This is a genomic window from Pontiella sulfatireligans (assembly GCF_900890705.1).
Lineage (GTDB): Bacteria > Verrucomicrobiota > Kiritimatiellia > Kiritimatiellales > Pontiellaceae > Pontiella > Pontiella sulfatireligans.
The window spans coordinates 735,651-760,399 of the sequence record NZ_CAAHFH010000002.1 but is presented as its reverse complement, the minus strand read 5'-3'; the positions used below and the strand labels follow the sequence as shown (position 1 = coordinate 760,399).

The window sequence follows — 24,749 nt, the reverse complement described above, 5'->3', positions numbered from 1 at the left end:
TGGTCAAAAATAGAGTCGCTCAATAATTTAGAAGCGTTTCTGCTCAAGAAGGGGTGGCTGTTGCTGCTGAGCTCTTTTCAAGGCGATAAAGTATTTTCTTTACCTCTTGTAAACTAGCAACTTGCAATCGGCAGAATACCCCTATCCGCACCAAAGAGCCGAGAGTCATAATGGGGAATCCGCCGAGGGTCAAATAAATATGCGACCTAATTTTTTTGGGCAGGAGTTTTCTTGTTCTAGATGAGTTCCGATGGCCATATTATCATTGCGTTATCTCGTGGTTTTTACATCAACCTGAACCATTCAAGTACCGTTTTCCGGCAGACACAAAACCAATGCAGGAAAAGGGGCTTATTGCTCCTTCACTTAAATGTTGGGAACCCGACCCTATTGAACACTGGCCACATGATTGGAAATGAACAGCGACCAATTTAGGAACAAAAGGCACGAAAAATAAGCGGTTCAGGTCTTTGTGTTTCTTCAGTGCGCAATTGCTTCTCAATTGTGTGGCAATAATCCCAACATTTATCAGCAACATCTAATTAGTAGGTTTTTGGGAGGAGCGGTGCCTAAGGGGTGGCCCGAATATTTCATGAGGCAGGTTTTGGCTCGCAAAGGCATAGAGTTCGCCGAAATGCGGCAAGCTCTACATGCTCTGAAGAGGTGATCTGGAGCATCCCTGTTGATTCAAGCAATGCCTTCTATCGGGTTCGTTCTGGGCATTGATAAGCCATTTTGTCGAGTTGGAACATCCCGCTGGATAGAGATTGGGCTAGTACGCGGTCATAGCTAAACTTTCGGACAGACCGAAGGAATGCTTTGCTGCAGAGACGAAGGCACGGTTCATTAGGAATTAATTAACAGAAGAGCGCAAAGTTCGCGAAGAGTTGGCTTAACGGACTTCATTCGAGCAGTTAACAAAGGAAACGATGCTTTTTGTGAAATATCCGGGCTATGTTGTGTTAGACACGATCATGCCTATCCGGTTAATGCAGGCTTGCCTTTCTCCATCGGAGTCCGTGCGGTTTTGTAAAAGTTTTGTTCGGTTAGCGATTCCATCTGAACAGCAATTTTCAGCACATTCTCAAAACCCACCATAGGCCAGAAGCGGCGGTTGAATCGGAATACAAATTCGTTGAGATAGCCCTGCAAGTGCGCAGAACTCACGCCGTGATGCGTTCCCAGAAGCCAAGCATCAAGATTTCCAAACACAATGTGGATCATTGGGAGATGTTGATCGGTCTTCACCTGATCTCCTCTGATGGGTACGGCTATATGTTTGTATCCCAGCTTATGCAAGTTGTTATAGCCCGTCCATCCGTCGGTTCGTACTTCGGCTTCCTTTTGGACGTTGGCCAGAACCATCGGCTCCAATGTTTCCTGCTTCCGGTCGGGTACAACCTGAAGACGTAACCTTCCCGCGATAAAACCTCGTCCATGCCCTCCCTGATGCTGCGGACGTTGCCCTGTCGATAGATTTGGATCAGGCCCTAGAGCTTTCTTTCGAGGCATAACCTCTACCATTCCAACAACAAGCGTTTTATGGTGTCGCCCTCGACCCTCCCCTTGTGTTGCGCCGCCAACGTACGTCTCATCCACCTCGACGGGCCACTCGGCACCAATTCGGTCTCGCTCGGGCCGAACCATGGCAACGCGCAACTTGTGCAGGATCAGAAACGCAGTTTCATAGCGTTTGATACCGAGTTGCCGTTGAAACTGCAGGGCACTCATCCCAGGGGTCTGCGTCGTCACCAAGTAGGCGGCCCAAAACCAAACCGGAAGGGGTTGTCGTGTTCGGTGCATGATCGTCCCGGCTGTGAGACTAACTTGATGCCCGCACCGACGACATTCTAACACGCGGGGTCTGGTCTGAAGATGCCATGGATCTCCGGCTTTCCCACAGGATGCGCATTCGAAACCTTCTGGCCACCTAATACGCTCCAAATGGCGTAAACAGGATGCCTCATCGGGAAAGTGATGTTGAAGCTCCAGCAGAGTTCGAGGGTAATTTGACATGCGTTAGTTTATGCAAAAACCACCAACCTGTTTCAACCGGATAGGCATGGACACGATGAGAGCTGACAGAGCCACTGTCAGGAACGTTTCTTTGCCTGTCCTTTTGATGAATTCGATTTGATATTTAATCTGATGACGGGGTTAGTTATGCCTCCTTTTGCGGGCAAGGAACATGCTGATGCCAGCAATGCCCATCAGGCCAACGGTGGATGGTTCAGGAATCGATCCTGCAGGCGCTTGTAAAGAATAACTCATTCCTATTGCTGGTGGAGCTACGGAGCCACTGTTGAATGGTGCGGAATCGACAATTGTGTAGAAGCTTGCGGCCCAGTGTGTTGAATTGTCAAAAATAACTGTGAAGATTGGAATGTTGTCCGCGATATCAATGGACTTGCCATTAATGCCCCAAGTTGAGGCAAATGCCGGGACGGTAACCACTTTGGTCGTTGTTTGCTCAATGAGTCCTGCGTTGAGGTCACTAAGGTCGATGTCCAATCCTCCTGTAACATTCGCGTTGTACAGACCCACAAACCATCCAGACTGCATGGGGGTATAAAAAGTGGTTCCAGCTAAGGTTTGGAATGGGAGGATTGAATGCTCCTGTCCCCAGTTGGTAGATGACCAGTAGACGAGACCGCCATTTGAAGATAGTGCTACCGCTCCGCCCATGAACATCAGGATTAGTTTTTTCATTTCTCAGCCCCGCTCATTGAATGTTTTTCGACCGTATAATGTTTATGACCATCGGTTTACTTTAAATGAATTATCTAGAATCAACTTTACTGTGTCAAGTTTCTATATAAATATAAAAAAATAAGACATAAATGTGGTGGGTAGTACTTTGTTGGAATACGAGTCTAGTTGGTTCGCCCGCACTCCGCTTTGCTGTGCCGAGAAGATTGGGTAGGGGTTGGATATATAAATGTCTTGTAATTCGAGCCATTTGATGGTGTTTATAGGTTTTTTATCCGGAGCAGGCTTGTCCAATGCCGGTTGGATTAACAACACAGAAAACTCCTAAGGATTTTTATTATGAGAAGCTTTCTCATTAAAATAAACGTGATGGTTTGCATGATTGGGCTTGCTGGTATTGTCGCCTTTTCTTCGACTACTGCACTTGGACAGCTAGCTACTCCTCCCATACCGGTTGCGCCACCTCCATTGAAGAATGCTCCCCCGCGACATGAGACGTCAGGGCTAGTTCTAAAGACTCAAGGTGTAAGCGATGGTTATGTATTGGTCGCAACTGTAGGGCATGCATCTACCTATCTAATTGATTGCAATGGTTTTGTCGTTCATGAGTGGAATCATAGAAGAGTTACTGGAATGATTTCCTACCTGTTGCCCGATGGAAACCTGCTCCACACGGTTAAGAATTCAACAGATGACGTTGGCGATACTATTGAAGAGCTTACATGGGATGGCGAGGTGGTCTGGGAATATAATACCGACCAAGCGGTTCATCGCATGCACCATGATATTGAAAGACTGCCTAGCGGGAATACACTAGTCACCGTTTGGGAGAGGATTCCCTTGGATGAGTATATGGCTGCAGGCAGGGATCCCGATACGGTACCCAATGGTGAAATGTGGGTGTGCGCGGTCCATGAGATCAAGAAAACCGGTAAAACCTCAGGAGAAGTGGTTTGGCGTTGGTCGGCTTGGGATCATCTGATTCAGGACTTTGATGAGAAATGCCCCAATTATGGCGACCCTGCAAAGTATCCGAACCGCATTGATGTGAATCAACTCAGGGCGAGTAAGGGGGAGTTTAAAAAGCTTTCGGATTGGTTGCATATTAACTCTGTGTCGTACAATCCGAGCCGGGAGGATGAGATCATTCTGTCATCGCACGCAATGGGTGAAATGTGGGTGGTGTCCAGAAAAACCGGCGAGCTGGTCTATCGGTGGGGAAATCCCATTCGCTACGGCAAGGGGGGGGAGGCGGATCAGGTTCTGTTTACCCAGCATGATCCGCATAGAATCGCGGGCGGGCTCCGGGGCGACGGAAATATTCTTATCTTCAACAACAATAATCCTGTCGATCCGGGCGTGGCTCCATATTCGTCCATCTTAGAGGTCAAACCTCCTATGACCGCATCAGGTGAGTGGCCGATGCCGACAGCGGTCGGCATCTATCCTCCCTGCGAAGTGATATGGGAATACACAGGAGCACCCGGATCAAAGTTCTATTCCCCCGTGGTATCAAATGCTCAGCGCTTAGAAAACGGAGGAACGTTGGTGTGCGTCGGGGCTGAAGGAATAATATTCGAGCTCGATGCGGAAGAGAAGCGTGTATGGGAGTATGTAAATCCTATCATGCGTCAGGGTCCCAAGATGAAAAAGCTGGAAAAATGGAATTCCATGCCTCCATCCGGGGAAAATATGGTATTTCGTGCATACAAGTTTTCCTCTGATTTTCTGGCCTTCCAGGGTAAAGATCTTTCCCCGAAGAAAATGCTGGGTCCAGAGGATGGCGGTGACGGTGCCGAATTGCTTACCGCGCCTTAATAAGGATAAAAAAATGTATCAGGCAGCTTGGTTCGACTTGGTTGGGCATACTGGCCATTATGAATAATCCCACTCTGTTAACGCTTTTTTTATGCTTCCTCAAAATTGGTTGCGTTTCGTTCGGCGGTTTCATGTCGCTGGTCTCCATGATTGAGAGCCAAGTGGTGGAACGGCGGAAATGGTTGTCCAGCGAGGATATGCTGGACGGTGTTGCGCTCGCGAGCTTGTTGCCGGGGCCCATGGCAGTGAATACCGTTGCCTATGTCGGCTACCGGTTGCGGGGGGGGCTCGGTGCCTTGGTCAGTGCGGTTGCGGTGCTTCTTCCAACGGTTTTGTTCATGATGGTGTTGGCGGATCTTTATTTTCGCTTCGGTACGCTTCCCCAAGTGGAGCGGGTATTTTTCGGGATTCTTCCAGCCGTTGCGGCCATTGTATTGAGCGTCTGTCTAAAGATGGGTACTAAGAACCTAACTTCACCGGTGCAGTGGGTGGCATTTGTGTTTGTTGTGGTTCTGCTCCTGCTGATGCCGAAGGCATACCGTATCTACGCCACGTTTGGCCTAGTGGCTTTGTTTGGGGTCGCTGGATTCCTGTTTCACTATTTTGGCAATAAAAAACCGCTGGAAGTTGAGGCGGATGGTTCTGTTGGGGTGGCGCTTGAGCAGGTCACAGCAACTCGAAAGACGCTTCCGTCAGGTCGCTGGTTGGGTTTTCTGTTCCTTGGTGTGATTGCGCTTCTTGGTGTTGTTCCGCTACCGGTTGCGCGGGATGGATTGACCTCGCTTATGACTACCTTTGGCAGTATGAGCCTTACTCTGTTCGGGGGAGGGTACGTATTTATTCCCATGATTCAGGATGTCGTAGTCGACCGGTTCGGTTGGCTTACGGCTCAGGAATTTATAGATGGAATAGCGCTTGGGCAGGTGACGCCGGGGCCGATCCTGATCAGCGCCGCCTTTATCGGCCAGAAAGTGGCTGGTATTCCCGGTGCGCTGCTGTCGACCGCTGCAATATTTGCTCCGCCTGCCATGCTTATGGTGTTGATGGCCGGCATGCTAGAGGGCATAAAGAGTTCTAAAGCGGTTCAGGCGGTCATGAAAGGGATTCGGATCGCAGTAATAGGACTCATATTCCGAGCGTTTTTGAATATCTTCATGATGGCTTGGCCGGATGGCGGAGACGCAGTGGTTCAATCGGCCATGGTATTGATCGTCTTCATCCTGTCATTTGTCGCATTGTTTAAATATAAAGTAGACGTGGTATGGATTATCCCGGTAGCGGGCTTGGCTGGTTATCTGTCAGGGTTGATTTAGTATCTTTCCATTCCAGTTCAATCACATTTGCGCAAGATATTTTTACAGAATAATTATGGACAGAATGATGCACGGAACGGGTGTTTTATCAGGTGGCTTCGTGGTCAATAACGAACTCGCCTGCAGAGGTTTGAGCATGGTCTGTTTCGGAATATCCTGGATGGTTCAAATGATTCCTGTGCGGGATGTTCGGTTTAAATAATTTTGCTCATAATCATTTTGCAAAAGTTACGCCCGCAGAGGGTTGAGCATGGTCTGTTTAGAAATATCGTGGGTGGTTCAAATGGAAAGATGGATGGTGCCTAATTATTCTGTCCTTAATCATTCTGTATGTGATCTTTTTTGGGGTTCCGGCTTAGCTGGGTTAGGTAGACAAGAAACGGGATGAAAAAGTTATGAAATCAGTATTTATGATTGGTGAGCAGCGGTCGGGATCCAATCTGCTTCGCTTAATGTTGGAGCAGCATCCTCGTGTGACGGCGCCGCACCCGCCACACATCCTGCAGCGTATGATGCCGCTACTTCCGGTCTATGGCGATTTGGGTAGTGATTCGGCTTTTAGGCGGCTGATTGCAGATGTCTGCGAACTGATTCGCCGGAATCCCGTGCCGTGGGATCAGGTGGAGCTGTCGGAAGAGAAAATTTTTAGCCGTTGCAGGGAAAGAAGTCTTGTTGCGGTGTATGGCGCCTCCATGGATCTCTATGCAGAAGCGGAACAGGCCGATTATTGGGTGTGTAAGAGCATGCAGAATATCCGATGGGTGGATGATCTGGAACGCTATTTCGATGAGCCGGTGTATATCTACCTTTACCGCGATCCGCGCGATGTTTGCCTGTCTTTCACCAAAGCCGTGGTAGGGGAAAAGCATCCTTATTTTATTGCGAAAAAATGGGTGGAGCTCCAGCGCTTGTGTTTAGACGCCCGGGAAAAAGTGGGAGAGAAACGTTTCTATAGCCTCAGCTATGAATCTCTCGTAGCCGATTCCTGTGGTGAACTTGGGAAGTTAATGGATTTCATGGGGCTTGATTACCGGGAAACCCAGCAGGAGTTCTATCATAGCCGCGCAGCCTGGGAGGCCGCCCATGCCAGTAAGCTCTGGGAAAACGTGGGCAAGCCCGTTACCAATTCACGGGTGGGGCGTTTCCGTGCCGGGCTCACCTACGATCAGATCCATATCGTCGAGTCGGTTGCTCAGGATATAATAAATGAGCTAGGGTATGAATCGGAAGTCATAACAGTCACCGATCCGCTGGAGTTTTCAACGGAGCTTATTCATCAGTACGACCATGTCAATAAGGACCTGAAGCAGGCGGTCATGATGCACTGCGAACCGAAAGATCTGGCCCGCCGAAGTTATCAGCAGGCATTGCTGGAAGAAATATCCGAGCGTATATCGGCGTAGGTCCCTCTGGGACTTCTGTTGTCTTGTAGGATAAGTCTGACGCGCGAGTATCGGAGGCGCAGTAAATTCGGATCGGATATCCGCGCCACATATTTGGGTTCTCTGCCGGCCGGGGGCAACAGGTTGTTCAGCTCTTTCGGGGAAGGTCTAATGCTGAGTCTTTTGCATGGCCTTAAGCTGGATTTCATGCTCCGGTGAGAGCCACATTTGCTGTATGATCTTGAACTTACCCTTGCCGGAAAAGTTTTTCTCAACAGCCATGCCCTCCTTGGTGATGTAGGTCTTGACCATGAGGACATAGCTTTCTCCTGTTCCGGAGGTCTGGACGGAGGGGGCGGTGATTCCCACGGCCTTTAGTTCTTTCTCGAGTTCGGATTTGGCCTGCTCTGCTTCATCACTTGTTTTTCCGAAGACAAACATGCGTGTGCGACTGGAGGGCATGTCTAGGTATTTATCGGCGCTGGTTGGTTTTCTCCCCGTAAGATTTTCGTATATTTCAAATATGGCGACATTATCTTCGGTGGCTAGCATTTTATCCATGATTCGAGCTGCGTTTTCTTGGTTGCTTTCGAGTGATTGCGCAATGTGTTCGCTGAGGTTTTGTTCGCGGTTGGAGGATGCAATATCGATCAACAATGCAACGATTTCATCGGATTTGTTTTCTATTTGCGTGAGTCCGTAGTACGCCGCGTTGTAGCGAACGTCTCTGGACGGATCCTTTGCAAGCTTGATGAGAAGTCCGACTGCCTCCGCGTTAGGGGGTTTTTTCCCTTGGACAAAATATTTCCCCAGTATCTGTGCGGTGATGCTGCGAATCGGCAAGGATCGGTCATTAGAGCAATCCTTGAGTCCCGGCAGGTAGCTTTCATTCACATCCCCTTTTATGTTTCCTTGGCTTATCATGGATAGAGAATGAAGCTTTAGTCCGGAAGTCCCTAAGACGAGCATTTCTTGAACGGATATGGTCCCTTTTTCTCCAGAACGTTTTTCAGTAATCGGTGGTCGGGCAGGGATGGAGTTTTTTCCTCCGCTTGCAAATATGGCAGTAGCAAAAACTACGGTTAGAATAAGTGGCTTAGTCATTAATTGCTCTCCTGAGTTCTAATCTATAGATAGGATATGAAAGCAGATGTTGAAAAACAAGCAACGATTAATGCGAGAGAGCATGTTGGAGGGCCGGGCTCCGTTCCGGCCTCTTCGTCGTATCGCTGGATCCGTGCATGTCCGTCGGCTGTAGCGAACCATCCTGAACCTCTTCATGATTAGTTATACACAGAATAATTATGGACAGAATGATTCGAGACAGCGGCAGTGGATAAAATTATTCTGTCCGAATTATTCTGTTTGAAATCCCCGAGCCACTTCTGCGTCATCTGCGCGTTCTGCGGTTAAAAACTTTTTCTGGTGTTTCGGTGCCGTCCCATCTGCATCCATCTGCGGGTAGCAATGATGGCGATTACTGGATTGCGGGGCTTTTCGGTTTGGGCTTTAAACTGACCAAAAAACAACTTGATTTTTTCGCGGTTTCATGAGTTTATACATGCGGGTTCGTAAAAGGTGAGGAGCGGAATGGGTTCAATCCCGCCTTTTGCAAGCACCGTACAACGAGGTCTGGTGATTGAATTTTTTGGTTTAAAGTAGGATGAAATAAGGGGGGTTCCGTGTAATTTGCGGTCTGACCATAAAAACCCGAAAAAATCAGTTGCTGATCCACGGAGTTCGGTGTATACGTATCAAGTACTAAGTGGAATGGGTTCACTTATAATTAGGAGTAATAAGATGAAAAAATTATTAATGACAGTAGCAGTGCTTGCGTGTGCGACGACCTTCGTTTCCGCACAAGTTACCAGCGCTAATATCGTTGGTTACGGAAAGGTGGCTAAACCTGGCGATGGCGATCTGAATATTATGGGCATTTCCTTTCAGTCCACATCCAACAACCTGAGCAGCATTTGCCCTCCGAATCAGTTTAAGGGTTCCGCTTCGGATGCCACACAGGCTGACAGGCTTTACATTTGGGACAGCGCGACTGATAAGTACACTATCTACGCCCTTTATGACATCAGTTTTTATGGTGGGATTTACGAAAATGACATCGGATGGCAGAATGTCGAAGGCTATGGTTTCGGGGCACCTTACGTTGATCCTGTCCTGCCAGCGGGTTCGGCCGTGTGGATTCAGGCCGCTCCGTTGAGTGCCAGCACAAACGTAATCACATCAGGTGAAGTGGTTTCTGATGCGGTTGTTACGAATCAAATCGTCAGTGGATTGCAGATTGTTTCAAATCCGTTTTCTAATGCGACGAAGCTTAATGATCTTAACATTGCCGAAAACGCTACTGGCGATCCAAGTGATGCCACTCTAGCTGACCAGATCACCGTTTGGAATGAGGTCACCCAGAAATATGAGATATTTGCATTGTATTACTACGCTCCGCCGTACGATTTATACAACGGATGGCAGCCGCTGGGTGCTTTCGGATATGGAACCACTCCTACAACGTATGAATTGAAGACAGGACAAGGTTTCTGGTACAATGCTAAAGCTGGCTTCGAGTGGGTTGAAAGCAACAAATACCTCAGCGCCTTCAATTAATAAAATTGAGAATAGTTTAATGTTGCCTGCCCATAGGGGGCAGGTGAAAATTAAAACAACAAAAGGTGAAAAAATGAAAATAAAAGCAATAATTGCAGTAATGGCGGTAGCAGCGGTATCGCAAGCCGGACTTGTGACCTGGCAGTCTTCTAACTGGGGCGCTGCTTCATTTGACGGCGTAACCCTCATTGATGGATGGCAAGCTGGTTTGTACACAGGAGCGACACTTCAGGATGGACCTTGGGATGTTGCTGATCTAGGAGTTGGTCTGCTTGCAGACACCACGGTTAACATCAATCAGGCAGGCCCTCCGTTGACTCATGCGTTTGGTATTGACGCATTGGGTGTGGATGTGGCCGACGACATTCCGCTGTATACTGTTCTCTTCAACAATGCTGACAAGTTATTAGCCTCTCAGTATCTGGTTGTTGATGCGGCAACAGTTGGTAGTGGAGCTGTTCAGGCTCCAGGCACTCCGGTTGGCTATACCTTGGGCGCTCCTGTCGGAACGTGGCAGACGGTTGTTGCTATCCCGGAACCGGCTACGCTGGGTCTGATGGGCATTGCTGGTCTGGGAATGTACCTGGCGCGCAAAAAAGTTCGCAGCTAAACATTAGTTGATAACTTGCTAGAAAAGAGTTCGCTTCTGCGGGCTCTTTTTTTTGCGTCTGCCATTAATGTTCCGCGTGCATCATTGAAGTGAGGTTTTTAGTCGCGGTTCGTGATCGCGGGATCCTTTTGAACGGACTGTTCCGATGGTTTGCGAGATCGCGGATCTCACTTACACAACGGCCCGCCGCCCACAGGTTTTCAATCGCTCAACTTTGTAGGCGAGGGCGGTGGCCTCGCACTGGTTGAACATCCAGTCTGTGGTTGTTCCTTACACGGATTGCGCGCCCTCTTCCATCTTCGCTAAGGCTACGGCGGACAAGACGACGCTACACCTTGGTTGGATTATGTCTAAATTTGTAGGCGAGGGTGGCGACCTCGTTCCCGCGTATGCGGAAATTCCTGAGCCATAGAATATTCACCGGAGCCTTGAAATGCTGAATTGTGGCTCGAACGGAGCCTCGCCCTCCAGTCCATTTTCCCTGTGGCGAGCCAAAAACGGGGAATTATTGCATAATTCTTTGGAACAAGAACTTACTATGGAGAACCAAATGACCCTGGGGCTGTTCGGTATTTACATTATTGAGAGTTGAGGTTGTTGTTGCCATGGTATAGCTGTATCTCGTGAGTGGGTGGGATAAAGCGCTGCAGCGGATTCTGCGTGGTACGACTGATGCCGACATTATTGAACCAGGATGGGTTTAAGTTTTTCTTTTATGCCAATGAGCATGATCCCAGGCATATTTATGTGATGAGTGCTGAAGGCTTCGCTAAAATCGAGCTGGCTTGAGTTATTCACGTGACAAGTTTGGTGTAGATGCGAGGCGTCAACCGGTGACGGCATAGTTGCCTATTCCGAACCTTTTGCAACGATGCAGATGCATCGAAATTGTCGCGCCCTCGGTAAAAATGGATGGGAATAGATTTCATCCGCAAAAATTAATACACCTTTCTTTCAATGAATTGAACAATCCCATCAATTTTATGAATAGATCAAGCAGGGACGATTGCGGGTAATCAAGGGGAATATGCCGGCTTCTGCGATCAAACGGGCACTGAAAATTGCGAGCGAGTACAATTTGGAATTTGAAAGGAAATGGAATGAATTCTTTAACCGGTAAAAATGTCTCTTTCGACAATTGTTATCTTCATGTTGAGCTTTTTGACGGTCGGATCATTTCCTCTCCGATGACTTGGTATCCGGAGTTGCAGCGTTCAACGGTTGAGCAGATCAGTCATTTTGCGTTTATCTGCGACAACACGGGAGTCGAATGGTCTGATATCGATTTTCATCTCAGCATAGAATCGATGCTGATCGGGGCGTCCAAAGCTAGCGCGGCATAATTCCTGCTGCTGTCCACCGTTCGTCCCCGCTGTTCCGAGGCAACTATCCACCGCAGAGATCGTCCCTCCACCGCTGTGAAGGCGGTAAGTCACAAAGAACAGGGGGGGCGGTTGCTTTGCTCTCTGTGGCTTTGTGAAAATTGTTTGGTATTCGCTCTCAATCATGCGCGAGAAAAAAATCCATATAATTTGTAGGCGAGGGCGTCGACCTCGCTTTATTTTAGACAACAAAGGTGAACCGCAGATGCACGCTGATTCAGGCCGGTTTGCAGAAAAAACTACCGTTTACTCTTGCGGGGCCTTGCAAGGGCGTTTCCGAAAAAAGTGTAGTCGCGGTCCGTGACCGCGGGGAACTGTTTTCCAGGCTTAGCCCCTGCGGACTGCGAGATCTCGGATCTCACCTACACAAACAGTCCTTTGCTCAATATTTTGTTTAATCGTTCTTGTTTATTGGCGTGAGCGGTGACCATGCCTTTGTGTGGCGCGGACATTCCTGTCTGTGTGTTTTTGCCGCGGAAGAGGTCGCGCTACATCTTGGGCGAGATTGCACCATATTTTTCGCGCATTAGCTTGGAGTGCGACGCTTTGTCGGAGCTTATTCCGCCAATAGCTCGGACAGAGCCTCGCCCTCCATTTCTCTAGCAAGGTTAAAAGATATTCGACGTTATGGGCGGTTCCCGGGTGGAGCGGACAATCATTGACGCTTCGCTGCCGTATCTTCGAGCCAGCCTCACTTTGTGTTTGCCACCAAATCATTCTGCCCAATCGGCGACCCCGCTCTCTGGTGGCTCGGGGTATCAGATTGGTTTTATCCTGTGCAATCGCGGCAGGCGGGGCGCCTGCGGTACGTATCGCGGGCGTCCCGCCTGCTCGCAATAGCGTGGCTGGCAATGTTAATTGGATGGAGTCTGCAATAAAGATGCACCGCTGTGTCCATTATGTTCCGGTCTCAGGCTATGCGCAGAGTCGGGGTAAAGCCGTTGCTTAGAAATGGCTTCCTGTTGATGAGGGGGCTTTGCGCAAAGCTATTCTCTTTCGCAGCCGAACCGATGCGACATCTTGTTTGGTATAGTATCGTTTCACCTACAAGCTTGCAAAGACGCGAAGTGAGAGCGAAGCTCAACCGGTGGCAGCGAAGTGGCAATAACGTCTTCTTCGGCAGTGATGTCTCAGTTAAGGGCGATGATTGTTGAGTTTGGAAAACAATGGTTATCGCGTTTTTCCACACTTTCCGCATGACATCCCCTTGGCTTTATGAGAACTTTTTGAACTGTTATACAATCCAATCTTTCCGAGGGGGAATCATGAATAGGTTATTAGCTGTTATCGCGGTAGTTTCTCTGTCTACCATCACTTTTGCTGCCGACAACGAATGGGACGCAAACAACTCAGGATACAATGGGGCTTTTGGTGTAACCAACGGAACCTCCCCTGATTGGAGTACGGAGACCGATATTTATACCACGGAGCCCGGAAATACTAATAATTTGGGTTATCTGAAGCTACTGAACTCGGTCAGCACGACGGTAACTCTTTCCAACTCGTTTAACGGTTTCGTTGAAACCACTCTTGGCGATAAGGTGCTAGTGACAAACCGATATGTCGCTACGGCAGGAACCTCCGTAACGGGTAGTGATGCAGGTAACGCAACTTCCGAGGATCGTTCTCTGCCCGCGAGCGCCTTCATTGCTGATGGCCACAAAACTACCGGACCTGTTCCTGGTTTGGGCTTGGTCACCACGTATTATACTTCATTAGAGTTGGACGGAGGGCGTTATGCCGGTGGCGCCGGCAGTGTCGATGATGTGATGCAAGCCGGCGCAGGGCATGATGCCGTACAGGCCGCTGAGCTTGCCACTTTGTTGATCAACGATGTGATACTTGAGGGTGGTGCAGGAACCAATCTCTTAACTAATGGTAATGATCTTGATGCAAGTGGTGGGAATGGATTGTATTTGAGCAATACTAAGGACACCCTCTTCTCAGCTTCGCAAGCTGTTGGTGGAAATGCAGGGTCTGTTGTTCAGCAAACGGTTGGAAAAGCTGCTGTTTCATCTGGAGGCAGCGGAATTGATTTTCGCGCATTGGTTTCTCCGATAGATAAGAACGCTCAATTTCTTCGCGTCACTAATTCGATTGCATTGGGAGGTTCTGGAGGGAATATTTCTGGAACCACAAGCAGTGTTGCAGATGGCGGCGCGGCGATATCGACTTTGGGAGGGGCTCTTGATATTTCCTATAGCGAACTAAATGGAGGTACTGGAGGAGTCGTCAATGTTTCTGGGGCTTCAATCACATCTTCCGCCAAAGGTGGCGATGGACTTTCTGTTTTAGGAAATCCATTTAATCCATCTGATAATAGTATTCTAGAAAATACGACTGTCTTTGGAGGGATTGGCGGTTCGGTGACCTCTTCAGGTAATTCCTCGACCGGCGATGCTTCTGGAGGCCATGGGGTAGCAGTTTCAACAGCGTATGAAGGACTAACGGTAGTAAACGGAAGCTATGCTGGAGGCAAAGGGGGAACCGTTGTCAGCGCCGCGAGTGCGACGGCAGATGGTGGAGATGGGATTAATTTTTCTGGGAATATAGTTACATCATTTGTGGCAAATGTCGATGGTGGGACCTTTACCGGGGGAGATGGAGGAGTTGCGGATAACACTTCCGGCGGTGTGGCCTCGGCAGATGGTGGTGATGGTTTCCAGGCTAGCGTTGCTACCGTAACTATTCATGATGGCATATTTTCTGGGGGCTTGGGTGGAGTGGCCAATGGTGTAGCAGGTAATGACGGCTATGCGGCAAGATTTTCCGATGTTGCTCTTACAGTCAGCAACGGCACGTTCGGCGGTCGTGGGGTATTGCTTGAATCTAGTGCTTCCGGTACAAATGCTATTAATATTGCTGGCGGTTCATTTTCAACGGCTGAGTTTAGCGGAAACAACGTGCTCAACATTTCAACGGGGTCGTTTGACAATCTGCTCTTTAGTGGTTCTGGCCTGAATCAGGCGTCGATCACAGGTGGCCAATTTGACCAATTGATGTTTGATGGTTCGGGTATCAACAATGTTGATGCAACCAACGCTAGGTTAACGCAGCTTCGGTTTGACGGAAGCACTGTGAACACGTTGAACGTTACCAACAACGGCATGGCAATCGATAGACTTGAGCAATACGCTGGTATTGCGAACCTGGCGTTCAATACCAACCACACCATCAACAACATTTACATTGCTGGCGGTGAAATGAATATTGATGGCTCCGACCTCTCAGTTGCAGGTGGAAATATGTACCAGCTGGAAGCGGCTAGTGCTCAGCTGAATATTTCTGATGATTTTTCTGTTAGGGATGGGGGCAAGGTCAACCTTGGATTGGGCAAGGTTGTGGTTGGCGGCGACACGGTGGCCGAGTCCGGCGCTGAGTTTACGACCGTGTATGACGGAACGAAAAACGGCGTCATCCAGGGCGAGACCATGACTTTCAACGAGGGTGTTAAATGGACCATTAATGGTGGGGATAACGCAATTGCTGTTGGCCATTCGTTTACACTGGCTGAGTCGACCTCCTCGAATCTGGCTTCATCGATACTGCTTGGTGATGTTGAATATGTTGGATCCGGAGGGAACTGGCTGGAAGGGATCGGGGATGTGCTGGTTGTTGATGATGCATATTTGAACGCGATCTATGGAACTTCGGACCTCAATGATGCATTAGGCGTTAGCGAAGACGACAAGTCCAACTATGGAAAGGCGGTTAATGATTTGACGCTGGTTCTCGACAAGGAAGGCGATGCGTATGCATTGCTTAAAGGAATGTCGGAGACGGAAGCGGATTATAATCTAAAAACAGCCTATGTGCGCACGCCGGAGATGGCGAATGCGCTGATTGGCTTGCAGTCGGTATTTACCGATCAGATCAAGGACCGCTCGCGCAGCTATCTGCGCTACAAGAACTGGGGTGGCGCTGGCGCCCATTCGCCTGAAGGAGCGGCGGGGCCGGAATTTTGGTATGAGGATACAAAGGCTTGGATTAACGATCATCTGCCGACTTGGGATGCAAAGGGAACGGCCCGCCGCGTGGATGATGCCGCTCCGAAACCGAGCATAAAGGGTGATCCGGGTAGCGTTGAAAAGCCGTATGTCGCGAGCACGGCAGGTCAGGACGCCAAGGAATACGGTGCTTTCCGCGACTGGTTTGAGGGCCTCTTGCCAAAACCATCTGCCGATGACGTGGAAATTCCGGCCACCTATCAAATTTGGGGTCGTGGCTATGGTTCGCGCATGAAGCAGCAAGGCACCGGCGGTCACTCAGGCTATGACACCACTCTGGGGGGTGCGGTGGTTGGCGCAGACAAGCGTTTCAACAACCTCCTGCTCGGCTTGGGCGGCGGTTATGCCCATACCAAGGTGAATGGGGACGATGATAACGATGGCGAGGCGGACACGGCCCACGGCGTGGCCTATGCCGCGATCAACGGCGAGAGGGCTTATGTTGATTTGAATGTGAACTATGCCTTCAGCGATGTGGATACTGACAGCATCCGCACCATAGGATATAAGGCAAATTACAAAGCCCGGGCGGTCAGTATGTATATTGGCGGCGGTCTTGGATTCGCGATGTTTAATGACACCCTCTTGTTCACGCCTGAGGCCTCGCTGCTGACGACCTATTATGATCGTGACAGCTATACCGAGCGCTCCTCGCAGGGCTTCCCGCAGAAAAAATGGGATTCATACGACCAATGGTCCTACCTGAGTTCGGTCGGTGCGACGCTTTCAACCATCCATAACTTTGATGCACTCAATATTGAGATGGAATTCCAGCCTGAAATCCGTGCCCATTGGCTGCATGAATTCAACGACGACATGGATGATCCCAGCTATAGGATGGTGGGCGGGGTGAATAAGATTGGCGTGGATCTTCAGGCCCGTGAAGAGGATTTGTTCAAGTTCGGGGCTGGAGTGCGCTTCTCTAAGTTTGCATCTGATTCATTTGAACTCGGCGTGGATGTCGATGGTGTCTTTGGCGACAACTACGAAGCATACATTATCAGCGGCAAGCTGATGCAGCGCTTCTAATCCTAAGCGGAGCTTGGATTCGCAGATGCACACAGAAGGGTGCAGATAAGCGTGAAGGCCGTCCGCGAGGGCGGCCTTTTATGTTGTTTTACGGGGATTTTTATGGTGAAACGGGTGGTTTTGGATGCCTCAGTCCCGCACATAGGGAATTAATCAGCAACGAATGGAGGAAAAGCAACTAATCCAAACGACCGGAATATTCGTTGGCTGCCGCTACGTTGCCGTCGCTTCGCGTCAGCCTCACTCTGTGTTTTCTTCATTCGTTGCCATTTCACCTGCCCTATGCTGGGAAATTTGTTGTACTGTATCCGCAACGATTTTTATTTTTATGTTTAGGAAATGCAGTGGAGCTTGTCTGCTTTTTTACACGACCTCTATGAAACGGATAAAACACTTTACATCGCACTGCCCAGTCCGTTTAATTTAACCAAGTCGCGTCGGGGTTTGTGCGACTGCATGGGACAGGGACTAAAGGAGAATGGAATGAGAAAAACAATTGCAGCAACTGTAGTGCTAGGGTTCGCCGTATCAGTTATGGCGGCCTCTGATGATGAGTTCGGCGGGATCGTAAAAGTCTATAATGCAAAGTTTACGGGACAGACGCTTAAGGTTAAGGAAGGCGCGGGGAGAGTAACGGTTAACGGTGTAACAGAGGTTTCTGATAAGTTGGCCAAGGATTCAGTTTCGGTTGACGGTTTCATCATTGAGTACGAGGATTATACTTCGTTTCTCGCGGTGGAGAAGGATGACTATGAGCAGGGAGGGGCCATTCTGACTTTTGCTGTTCCCAAGATGATTGATTTCCAGGACCTGGGTTCTACGGGAGCCGGGAAGTTGGCCGTGGAAGGCTCTGAAACCAATGCGTTGGCTGTGGCTCTGCAAAAAGGCCTGAGCATGGAGTACTGCGCAATTGATTTGGAAAGCGCAGATTTGCAGGCTAGCGTATCCGCTAATTACAAGGCTCAGGTTCAGGAATCAGGCAAAGGAAAAATCCTTGAAAGTCTGTCGATGAACTCTTCTGGAACAGGCAACGGCGAGATTCGCGTGTACACCGACGAGGATGAAACAGAGTATTTCATTGCTGGTGTTGCTGTTAAAAACGCGAGAATCAAATACAACCGCAACAAGAGCGATGAGTATTCAGAAATATTCTTAAACGCTTCTGGAGGCACCAACGACGCGGCGGGCGTGAATGCAGTCAATACAGCCGTTGAAAATGCGATCGAGGAGCGCCTCGAGAAATCCGGTGTGGAACCTCTTCCCAGCGTGGATTTTGAGCTGGAATATAGCGCTGGTGATGCTAACTAATGAGCAGGTGGTTGTTTGCTGAAGGGCTGGCCTAGAGCCAGCCCTTTTTGTTTGCCCGGCAGGGTATGCGATGATTGTCGATTGCTACGGATTTTTGGCGATGGCGATGCGGTCGTGCCCGGCGAGGTCGTGCTTGATCTGGATGTCGCGGTAGCCGAGTTTTTCGAGGCATTGACGAACGGATTCGCCTTGATCAAATCCAAATTCGAGGAAGAGCATGCCTCCGGGGACGAGGACGTAGCGCGACTGGGTGGCCAGCTCGGCAATCAGCTCCATTCCGGAGGGGCCGCTGTCTAATGCTAGTTGCGGTTCGTGGTCGCGGACGGAGGGGGAGAGCTGCTTCCAGTCGGCCGTGGCGATGTAGGGCAGGTTGGCGACGACGGCATCGGCACTCGCGGGTGCAAAGCGTTCGAGCAGGTGGTTTTCCATCCACAAGATGCGGTTTTCCAGATTGTGGGCAAGCGCGTTTTCTCTGGCGAGTTCCAAGGCGTCGGGCGAAATATCCACCGCCTTAAAGTTTGCATCGGAGCGTTGATTGGCGAGCGTGAGGACGATGCACCCGGTGCCGGTGCCGACTTCGACGACGGTGGCGGGCTTGTTGTCCCATATCTTGGAGCTGAGGACTTCTTCGACGAGCAGCTCGGTTTCGGGGCGGGGGATGAGTGCGCGTGGGTCGCATTTGATTTGGAGCCCCCAGAAGTCGACGTGCCCAACGACGTATTGCAGGGGCTCTCCTTTTTCGATGCGTTCGGCCAGCGGTTCGAGCTTGCGGATGATGTCGAATTTTTCGGCGGTAGTAGAGGCTTGGGGCGCGGCGCCGGTGTAGATTTCCAGCGGACGGCAGGAAAATACATGGGCAATCATTTCTTCTGCGACGCGCTTGGGGTTGTCGACCCCGGAGGCTTTGAAGCGAAATTCGAAGGATTCAACGAGTTGGGTAATGTTCATGACGGGGTTTGGTTGAAGGGTTGCAGGGTTGAAGGGTTGAAGGGTTGCAGGGTTTGCAGGGTTTCAGGGTTGAAGGGTTGCAGGGTTGAAGGGTTGCAGGGTTTCAGGGTTGCAGGGTTTGCAGGGTTTAAGGGTTGGTTGAAAAGTTGAAGGGCAAGGTGCTCTGAAACCCTTGAACCCTTCCCCAATTAAACCCTATTTATAGTTCTTCGGTTCGATGCCGAGGTTTTTGATGCGGTAGTTGATGATGCGCTGGGTGGTTTCGAGGTATCGCGCCACGCCGGCGGCGTTGCCACGGTGCTTCTTGAGCGCGTCGATGAGGATCTCGCGTTCGTAAGCCTCGACCATCTGCTTGAGGTTGGCGCCGTTCTCGGGCAGCAGGTTGGTGTGCGTTTCGTCGCTGGTCTGCAGCGAGGGCGGCAGGTTGAAGCCGTGGATGACGCCGTCGGAGGAGGTGAGCACGGCGCGCTCGAGGCAGTTCTCGAGTTCGCGGACGTTGCCGGGCCAGTGGTAGGCCATCATCATGTTGATGGCCGACGTGGAGATTCGCTTCATATTCTTGCCGTACATTCCGTCGTACTTCTGGAGGAAGTGGTCGGCGAGCAGCATGATGTCGGACTTGCGCTCGCGCAGGGGCGGCAGCAGGATCGGGAAGACGTTGAGGCGGTAGTAGAGGTCTTCGCGGAAGGTTTGTTCGATCATGCCGGTTTCGAGGTCGCGGCTTGTCGCCGCTACGACGCGGACGTTGACGCTGATGGTTTCGTTTCCACCGACGCGCTCGAAGGTTTTTTCCTGCAGCACGCGCAGCAGGCGGACTTGGACGGCGGGGGAGATGTCGCCGATTTCGTCAAGGAAGATGGTGCCGCCGTTGGCGAGTTCGAAGCGGCCCTTGCGCTGCTGCTGCGCGCCGGTGAAGGCGCCCTTTTCGTGGCCGAAGAGTTCGGATTCGATCAGATTTTCGGGCAGGGCGGCGCAGTTGACGCTAACGAGGACGTTGTTCTTGCGGGGGCTATTGAAGTGGATGGCGCGGGCGACGAGCTCTTTGCCGGTGCCGGATTCGCCGCGGACGAGCACGGTGGCGGCGCTGTTGGCCACTTGCACGATCTGTTCGTAGACCATGCGCATGGAGTTGCAGTTGCCGACCATGTTGTCGATGCTGTAGCGGTCGCCGAGCTGGCGGCGCAGCATTTCGTTTTCGGACTCCAGGGCGGTGCGCTCTTCGTTTTCCTCGCGGATGGTGGATACGGCGGAGGCGAGGATCTGGGCGACGTGCTGCAGGAAGAGGAAGTAGCCTTCGAGCTCCTCCTCTTCGCGGGAGGGCAGGTCGATGCTCATGGTGCCGATCACCTCCTTGTGGTGGATGATCGGGACGCAGAGGAAGGCCGTTTTCTGGTCGCCCCGCGCCTTGGTGCGGTTGAGAAAGTCGGGCGATGCGTTGATGTCGGGAATCAACTGGGGCTGCCCGGTTTGGGCCACGATGCCGGTGACGCCTTCGCCGAGCTCGTACTGCCCGCGACGCGCTTCGCTGTTGGAAAGGCCGCTCGATGCCTCGATGTTTAAAATGTCGGTGCCGGGTTTGCGCAGGTTCAGGGTGCCGCGCGACACGCCCATGTCGGTTTCCATGATTTGGAGCACCTCACTGAGCAGTCCAGAAATATTGTGCTGGCGCGACGAAATCGTCTGCGAAATTTTATAAAGAACGCTAAGTTCCTTTCCGCTTTGGTTCATGCTTGCATCCTCGTTTGCTTTTCGGGCTAATGCGCCAAAAGCTAAGAACAAAAATGTAGTGTATTTGAGGGCGATAACACAACTGTAATTCTAGTTGAGTTTTCTGCGGGCAGTGTATGTGCGCTATTGGTCGTTTTTGAGCTTGGATGCACCGGTTTCGACGAGTGCAATGGCTATAATGCCGATCAGCATAATGGCGACGGCAACGGCGGTTTCGGCATTCATTTCCGGCAGTGAATAGTCGTATCCGATGACCTTTTCCTTAATTTCATTGCCCTTTTGAAAAGTTTGGGTGAGGGCTTTCTTCCAAGGCCATAGAATGCTGAGGGAACCAAAAATGAAACCGGTGAGAATGGCGATGGTTTGGTCGTGGAACTTTTTAAAGATCCAGGAGAGCAGGCGGGCGAAGGCCGCAAGGCCGGCGGCGGCGCCGATGCCGACGGGAATGAGGACGGCGAGGTTGAAGCTGGAGACGGCCTTGATCATGACGAGTTCATAGTTGCCCATCAGCAGGAGCACAAATGAACCGGAGAGGCCGGGCAGGATCATGCTGCACATGGCGATGGCGCCGCAGGCGAGCAGGTAGGGGATGGATTCGTTTTCGGCGGCGGGCTCCATAAAGGCCATGCTGCCGGCGATCGCAGTGCCGAGCGTAAACAGGACCACAACGGGAATGCTGATGCGCCCGATTTTCTTGCCCACAAAATAGACCGACGCGAGGATCAGGCCGAAGAAGAAGGCCCAGACATGGAGGGCGTGGTTGATGAACAGGAACTCCAGCAGCTTGGCAAAGCTCACGATGCTGACCACGACGCCGATGCCAACGGCGGAAAGGAATTTGAAGTCGATGTGCTCAAAGAGCGCTTTGAACTGGAAGCGGCTGGCGAGCTTCAGGGCTTGCAGGTCGAACGACTTGATGGTGTCGATCAACTTTTCAAAAATGCCGGTGAGCAGGGCCATGGTGCCGCCGGAGACGCCGGGAATAACATTGGCGGCGCCCATCAAGGCCCCTTTGAGGATGTTGAGGATATAGCTGATCATAAATGCGTTTTCCAATGCTTGTTAAAGTTGGAGGAAAGTAGTAGGGATTAACGCACGCGAAGTCAATTTCACGCTAAAAAAAAGGATTAGAAGATGACAGATCAAGAAATTTTAGATGCGGTCAATGTGATCATGGCAGAGGAAGTTTCGCCGGCGCTGGCGTCGCATGGAGGTGGCGGTACGGTCACGAAGGTTGAGCATGGCGTGGTGTTCATTGAGCTCGAAGGTGGCTGCAAGGGTTGCCCCGGGGCGCGCATGACCATGAAGAACGGCATCGAAACCCTGCTCAAGGAGCGCGTGCCGGAAGTCAAGGAAGTCATTGACGACACTAACCACTAACGGGTGGCTTTTCCGGTTTTGGAAAAGGCTTGCAACGCATCGGTAAACTCTTTTTCCGGTGCGTTTTTCTTGTTGTGTTCTTACTCGGGAAAATAATTGTATCCCTGTTGCTGATTTGCGACTATCCGCATTCGTGGAGCGCCAACCGGGAAATCGTGCGTTGCGGTGTTAAGGGGACGCTCCCGCTGGAGACCGTTAGATGAAGATTCTTATTGCCGAGGACAATGCGTTCTCCCGAACCCTGCTGAAAAAGACGCTTACGAAAGCGGGCTATGATGTGATTACCGCCGAAAACGGCGACGCTGCCTGGGAGGTGCTCCAGCAGGACGACCCGCCTCGGCTGGCGTTGATCGACTGGATGATGCCCGGCCTCAGTGGCGTCGAGGTCTGTCGTCGCGTCCGCGAAATCGACACCGCATTTCCGGTATATGTTATTCTGCTGACGGCCAAGACGGACAAGGAAGACGTGCTCGAAGGTTTTTCCGCCGGTGCGGACGACTTCATCAAAAAGCCGTTCGACAGCGGCGAGCTGCTGGCCCGAATCCAGGTGGGCCGCCGGTTGGTGGAGCAGCATGCGCTGTTGCACTGCCTGATTGATTCCATCCCGGACCCGATCTATTTCAAGGACAGCCGCGGCTACTATTTAGGTTGCAATAAAGCGTATGAAAGCTTTGTGGGCAAAAGCGAAGGCGAAATTATTTCCAGTACGGCGGCCGAGGTCCTCAGCCCTGAGCTGGCGAAGGTTTCGCACATGGAGGATTTGCGGGTGCTGGCCAACGCCGCTCCGCTGGAGCAGGAGGGCTGGGTCTGCGGTGCCGACGGCACGCAAGTCTACCACAGTTCGCTCAAGCTGCCCTATCTTGAATCGGCGGCCGGATCCACCGGCATGATCGGCATCAGCCGCGACCTCACCAAGCGCATTCGCATGGAGCAGGAGATGCGGCGGTTGGCGGTGGCGGTGGAGCAGTCCACCGAATCGATCATGATCACCGATGTCGAAGGAAAAATCTTGTATGTCAACGCCGCGTTCGAGACAACGTCCGGCTATGCTTCTGGCGAAGTGCTGGGCCAGACGCCTTCTCTGCTGAGCAGCGGCAATCATGATGCTGATTTCTTCAAGAAGCTGTGGGGCACCATCTCTGCCGGATGCACTTGGGACGGCCGTATTACCAACTGTGCCAAGGACGGAACGTCCTACTCTGAAGATGCGGTCATCTATCCTATCCGCGCCCAAAGCGGGGAGGTGGTCAACTATGTGACGATCAGCCGCGACATCACGCAGGAGATGGCGATTGAAAAGCACCTTCGCCAGCAGCAAAAGATGAACGCCATTGGCGAGCTGGCCGGCGGCATCTCGCACGACTTCAACAACATCCTGACGGCGATCCTCGGCTATGTTGCCCTGTGCATGAACTTGGTTGCCGAGGACAGCAAGACTTATGGTTATCTCAATGAGGTCGTCAAGGCGGGCGACCGCGCCACCAAGCTGGTGCGGCAGATTCTTACCTTCAGCCGGCAGGAGGAGCAGGAGTTCCATGCCACGGAGCTGCAGTGCATCATCGAGGATTCCCTGAGCATGGTGCAAACCACCATGAAGAAGAGCGTCAAGGTTGAGAAGGACATTGATGCGGACTGCGGACCGATTCTGGGCGATACGACCCAGCTGCAGCAGGTGATGGTCAACCTGTGCACCAATGCCTCCCACGCCTTGGGCGGGGAGGCGGGGGGGGTGCTGTCGGTTTCGCTCAAGCAGGTTGAGGTGCTCGGGCGTAAATCAGACGAGCTTCAAATGCTCGACCTTGATCCGGGCTTCTATGCCTTCATTACCGTCAGCGATACCGGATGCGGCATGCCTCCGGAAGTGATGGAGCGCGTTTTCGAACCCTATTTCACCACGAAGAAGAAGGGGGAGGGCACGGGGTTTGGCCTGTCAATCGTGCACGGCATCGTATGCAAGCATCGCGGCAGCATCACGGTGGAGAGCGAAGAGGGCAAGGGCACGACGTTCAAGCTTTATTTCCCTCTGCTCATCGGCTCGTTGGAAGAGCGCCGGAATGTCGCCAACCAGTCCACGCTGGAGGGCTATGGACGGCTGCTGTTCGTCGATGACGACGAAGCGGTGCTTTCCATGGGGCGTGAAATCCTAGAATCCTTCGGCTATTCCGTCGTAACCGCCACCAACGGTCGGCGTGCGCTGGAAATCTTCCGGCAGAAGCCTGATGCGTTCGATGCGCTGGTTTCGGACTACAGCATGCCGGAAATGAACGGCCACGAATTGATTAGCCAATGCCTTAAAATCCGCCCAGAACTGCCAAGCATTCTCTGTAGCGGCTATATGGAAAAAGTAGAAGGAGAAAATCTACAAGACCTAGGTCATGCGGACTTTATGGCGAAGCCTCTCGACTGGCGGGAGCTGAGTCGCGCTATTCAAGGGAAGATCGAGAGCTGAGTTTAATTTCCCCTATTTAGCCTCTTGTTGAAGGATGGCACTGTAGTTGCTTTTATTTCCCCTGGCTTTC

The 24,749-nt window shown here is 51.2% G+C and carries 17 protein-coding genes; 11 read left to right on the top strand and 6 right to left on the bottom strand.

The annotated features are described in order from the left end of the window. Positions 1 to 978: 978 nt before the first annotated feature. The gene (locus SCARR_RS16245; RefSeq protein ID WP_136062721.1) at positions 979 to 2,016 is read right to left on the bottom strand and encodes an IS1595 family transposase; all 1,038 of its coding nucleotides are present in this window, start codon (positions 2,014 to 2,016) and stop codon (positions 979 to 981) included. 141 nt (positions 2,017 to 2,157) lie between these two features. After that, positions 2,158 to 2,709: a PEP-CTERM sorting domain-containing protein gene (locus SCARR_RS16240; protein ID WP_136062720.1), complete on the bottom strand. Its 552-nt coding sequence runs from the start codon at positions 2,707 to 2,709 to the stop codon at positions 2,158 to 2,160. A 339-nt stretch (positions 2,710 to 3,048) separates the two neighbouring features. Between SCARR_RS16240 and SCARR_RS16235 the strand changes: the two genes are divergently transcribed. The 3 genes from SCARR_RS16235 to SCARR_RS16225 all read left to right on the top strand — a co-directional run bounded on the left by SCARR_RS16235 (position 3,049) and on the right by SCARR_RS16225 (position 7,243). After that, a complete protein-coding gene (locus SCARR_RS16235) occupies positions 3,049 to 4,527 on the top strand; it encodes an aryl-sulfate sulfotransferase (protein WP_136062719.1) in 1,479 nt (492 codons plus the stop codon). A 41-nt stretch (positions 4,528 to 4,568) separates the two neighbouring features. Further along, positions 4,569 to 5,840, top strand: a complete 1,272-nt coding sequence (gene chrA, locus SCARR_RS16230; RefSeq protein WP_136062718.1) for a chromate efflux transporter — start codon at positions 4,569 to 4,571, stop codon at positions 5,838 to 5,840. Between the two features lie 395 nt (positions 5,841 to 6,235). Continuing rightward, positions 6,236 to 7,243, top strand: coding sequence for a sulfotransferase family protein (locus tag SCARR_RS16225; RefSeq protein WP_136062717.1), 1,008 nt, complete (start codon positions 6,236 to 6,238; stop codon positions 7,241 to 7,243). Positions 7,244 to 7,390: 147 nt separating this feature from the next. On the opposite strand, the gene SCARR_RS16220 is transcribed toward SCARR_RS16225, so the two are convergent. After that, positions 7,391 to 8,326: a HEAT repeat domain-containing protein gene (locus tag SCARR_RS16220; RefSeq protein WP_136062716.1), complete on the bottom strand. Its 936-nt coding sequence runs from the start codon at positions 8,324 to 8,326 to the stop codon at positions 7,391 to 7,393. 696 nt (positions 8,327 to 9,022) lie between these two features. Here SCARR_RS16220 and SCARR_RS16215 point away from each other — a divergent pair. The 6 genes from SCARR_RS16215 to SCARR_RS16190 all read left to right on the top strand — a co-directional run bounded on the left by SCARR_RS16215 (position 9,023) and on the right by SCARR_RS16190 (position 18,174). After that, complete coding sequence (locus tag SCARR_RS16215; RefSeq protein ID WP_136062715.1) at positions 9,023 to 9,838, top strand: hypothetical protein; 816 nt, start codon at positions 9,023 to 9,025, stop codon at positions 9,836 to 9,838. Beyond that, the gene (locus tag SCARR_RS16210; RefSeq protein WP_168433369.1) at positions 9,804 to 10,448 is read left to right on the top strand and encodes a PEP-CTERM sorting domain-containing protein; all 645 of its coding nucleotides are present in this window, start codon (positions 9,804 to 9,806) and stop codon (positions 10,446 to 10,448) included. The genes SCARR_RS16215 and SCARR_RS16210 overlap by 35 nt, the downstream gene beginning before the upstream one ends. Positions 10,449 to 11,120: 672 nt before the next feature. Further along, positions 11,121 to 11,237, top strand: coding sequence for a DUF4160 domain-containing protein (locus tag SCARR_RS16205; RefSeq protein ID WP_136062713.1), 117 nt, complete (start codon positions 11,121 to 11,123; stop codon positions 11,235 to 11,237). A 311-nt stretch (positions 11,238 to 11,548) separates the two neighbouring features. Further along, complete coding sequence (locus SCARR_RS16200) at positions 11,549 to 11,791, top strand: DUF2442 domain-containing protein (RefSeq protein WP_136062712.1); 243 nt, start codon at positions 11,549 to 11,551, stop codon at positions 11,789 to 11,791. A gap of 1,304 nt (positions 11,792 to 13,095) precedes the next feature. Then, the gene (locus SCARR_RS16195; RefSeq protein ID WP_168433368.1) at positions 13,096 to 16,866 is read left to right on the top strand and encodes an autotransporter domain-containing protein; all 3,771 of its coding nucleotides are present in this window, start codon (positions 13,096 to 13,098) and stop codon (positions 16,864 to 16,866) included. 483 nt (positions 16,867 to 17,349) lie between these two features. After that, entirely contained in the window at positions 17,350 to 18,174 is an 825-nt protein-coding gene (locus SCARR_RS16190) for a hypothetical protein (RefSeq protein WP_136062710.1), read from the top strand. An 84-nt stretch (positions 18,175 to 18,258) separates the two neighbouring features. On the opposite strand, the gene prmC is transcribed toward SCARR_RS16190, so the two are convergent. From prmC to SCARR_RS16170, 3 genes are all read right to left on the bottom strand, one after another. Next, entirely contained in the window at positions 18,259 to 19,122 is an 864-nt protein-coding gene (prmC, locus tag SCARR_RS16185; protein WP_136062709.1) for a peptide chain release factor N(5)-glutamine methyltransferase, read from the bottom strand. 195 nt (positions 19,123 to 19,317) lie between these two features. Further along, positions 19,318 to 20,850 (bottom strand): sigma 54-interacting transcriptional regulator, encoded by a 1,533-nt coding sequence (locus SCARR_RS16175; protein ID WP_136062707.1) that lies wholly within the window; start codon positions 20,848 to 20,850, stop codon positions 19,318 to 19,320. 123 nt (positions 20,851 to 20,973) lie between these two features. Next, the gene (locus tag SCARR_RS16170; protein ID WP_136062706.1) at positions 20,974 to 21,891 is read right to left on the bottom strand and encodes a DUF368 domain-containing protein; all 918 of its coding nucleotides are present in this window, start codon (positions 21,889 to 21,891) and stop codon (positions 20,974 to 20,976) included. Between the two features lie 93 nt (positions 21,892 to 21,984). Between SCARR_RS16170 and SCARR_RS16165 the strand changes: the two genes are divergently transcribed. Further along, positions 21,985 to 22,230, top strand: coding sequence for a NifU family protein (locus SCARR_RS16165; protein ID WP_136062705.1), 246 nt, complete (start codon positions 21,985 to 21,987; stop codon positions 22,228 to 22,230). Positions 22,231 to 22,429: 199 nt separating this feature from the next. Continuing rightward, positions 22,430 to 24,679 (top strand): response regulator, encoded by a 2,250-nt coding sequence (locus tag SCARR_RS16160; protein ID WP_136062704.1) that lies wholly within the window; start codon positions 22,430 to 22,432, stop codon positions 24,677 to 24,679. Positions 24,680 to 24,749: the final 70 nt, after the last annotated feature.

Coding starts and splice junctions, on each gene's coding strand:
- SCARR_RS16245 (WP_136062721.1), bottom strand. CDS start 2,016: ATGTCAAATTACCCTCGAACTCTGCTGGAGCTTCAACATCACTTTCCC.
- SCARR_RS16240 (WP_136062720.1), bottom strand. CDS start 2,709: ATGAAAAAACTAATCCTGATGTTCATGGGCGGAGCGGTAGCACTATCT.
- SCARR_RS16235 (WP_136062719.1), top strand. CDS start 3,049: ATGAGAAGCTTTCTCATTAAAATAAACGTGATGGTTTGCATGATTGGG.
- SCARR_RS16225 (WP_136062717.1), top strand. CDS start 6,236: ATGAAATCAGTATTTATGATTGGTGAGCAGCGGTCGGGATCCAATCTG.
- SCARR_RS16220 (WP_136062716.1), bottom strand. CDS start 8,326: ATGACTAAGCCACTTATTCTAACCGTAGTTTTTGCTACTGCCATATTT.
- SCARR_RS16215 (WP_136062715.1), top strand. CDS start 9,023: ATGAAAAAATTATTAATGACAGTAGCAGTGCTTGCGTGTGCGACGACC.
- SCARR_RS16205 (WP_136062713.1), top strand. CDS start 11,121: ATGCCGACATTATTGAACCAGGATGGGTTTAAGTTTTTCTTTTATGCC.
- SCARR_RS16200 (WP_136062712.1), top strand. CDS start 11,549: ATGAATTCTTTAACCGGTAAAAATGTCTCTTTCGACAATTGTTATCTT.
- SCARR_RS16195 (WP_168433368.1), top strand. CDS start 13,096: ATGAATAGGTTATTAGCTGTTATCGCGGTAGTTTCTCTGTCTACCATC.
- SCARR_RS16190 (WP_136062710.1), top strand. CDS start 17,350: ATGAGAAAAACAATTGCAGCAACTGTAGTGCTAGGGTTCGCCGTATCA.
- prmC (WP_136062709.1), bottom strand. CDS start 19,122: ATGAACATTACCCAACTCGTTGAATCCTTCGAATTTCGCTTCAAAGCC.
- SCARR_RS16175 (WP_136062707.1), bottom strand. CDS start 20,850: ATGAACCAAAGCGGAAAGGAACTTAGCGTTCTTTATAAAATTTCGCAG.
- SCARR_RS16170 (WP_136062706.1), bottom strand. CDS start 21,891: ATGATCAGCTATATCCTCAACATCCTCAAAGGGGCCTTGATGGGCGCC.
- SCARR_RS16165 (WP_136062705.1), top strand. CDS start 21,985: ATGACAGATCAAGAAATTTTAGATGCGGTCAATGTGATCATGGCAGAG.
- SCARR_RS16160 (WP_136062704.1), top strand. CDS start 22,430: ATGAAGATTCTTATTGCCGAGGACAATGCGTTCTCCCGAACCCTGCTG.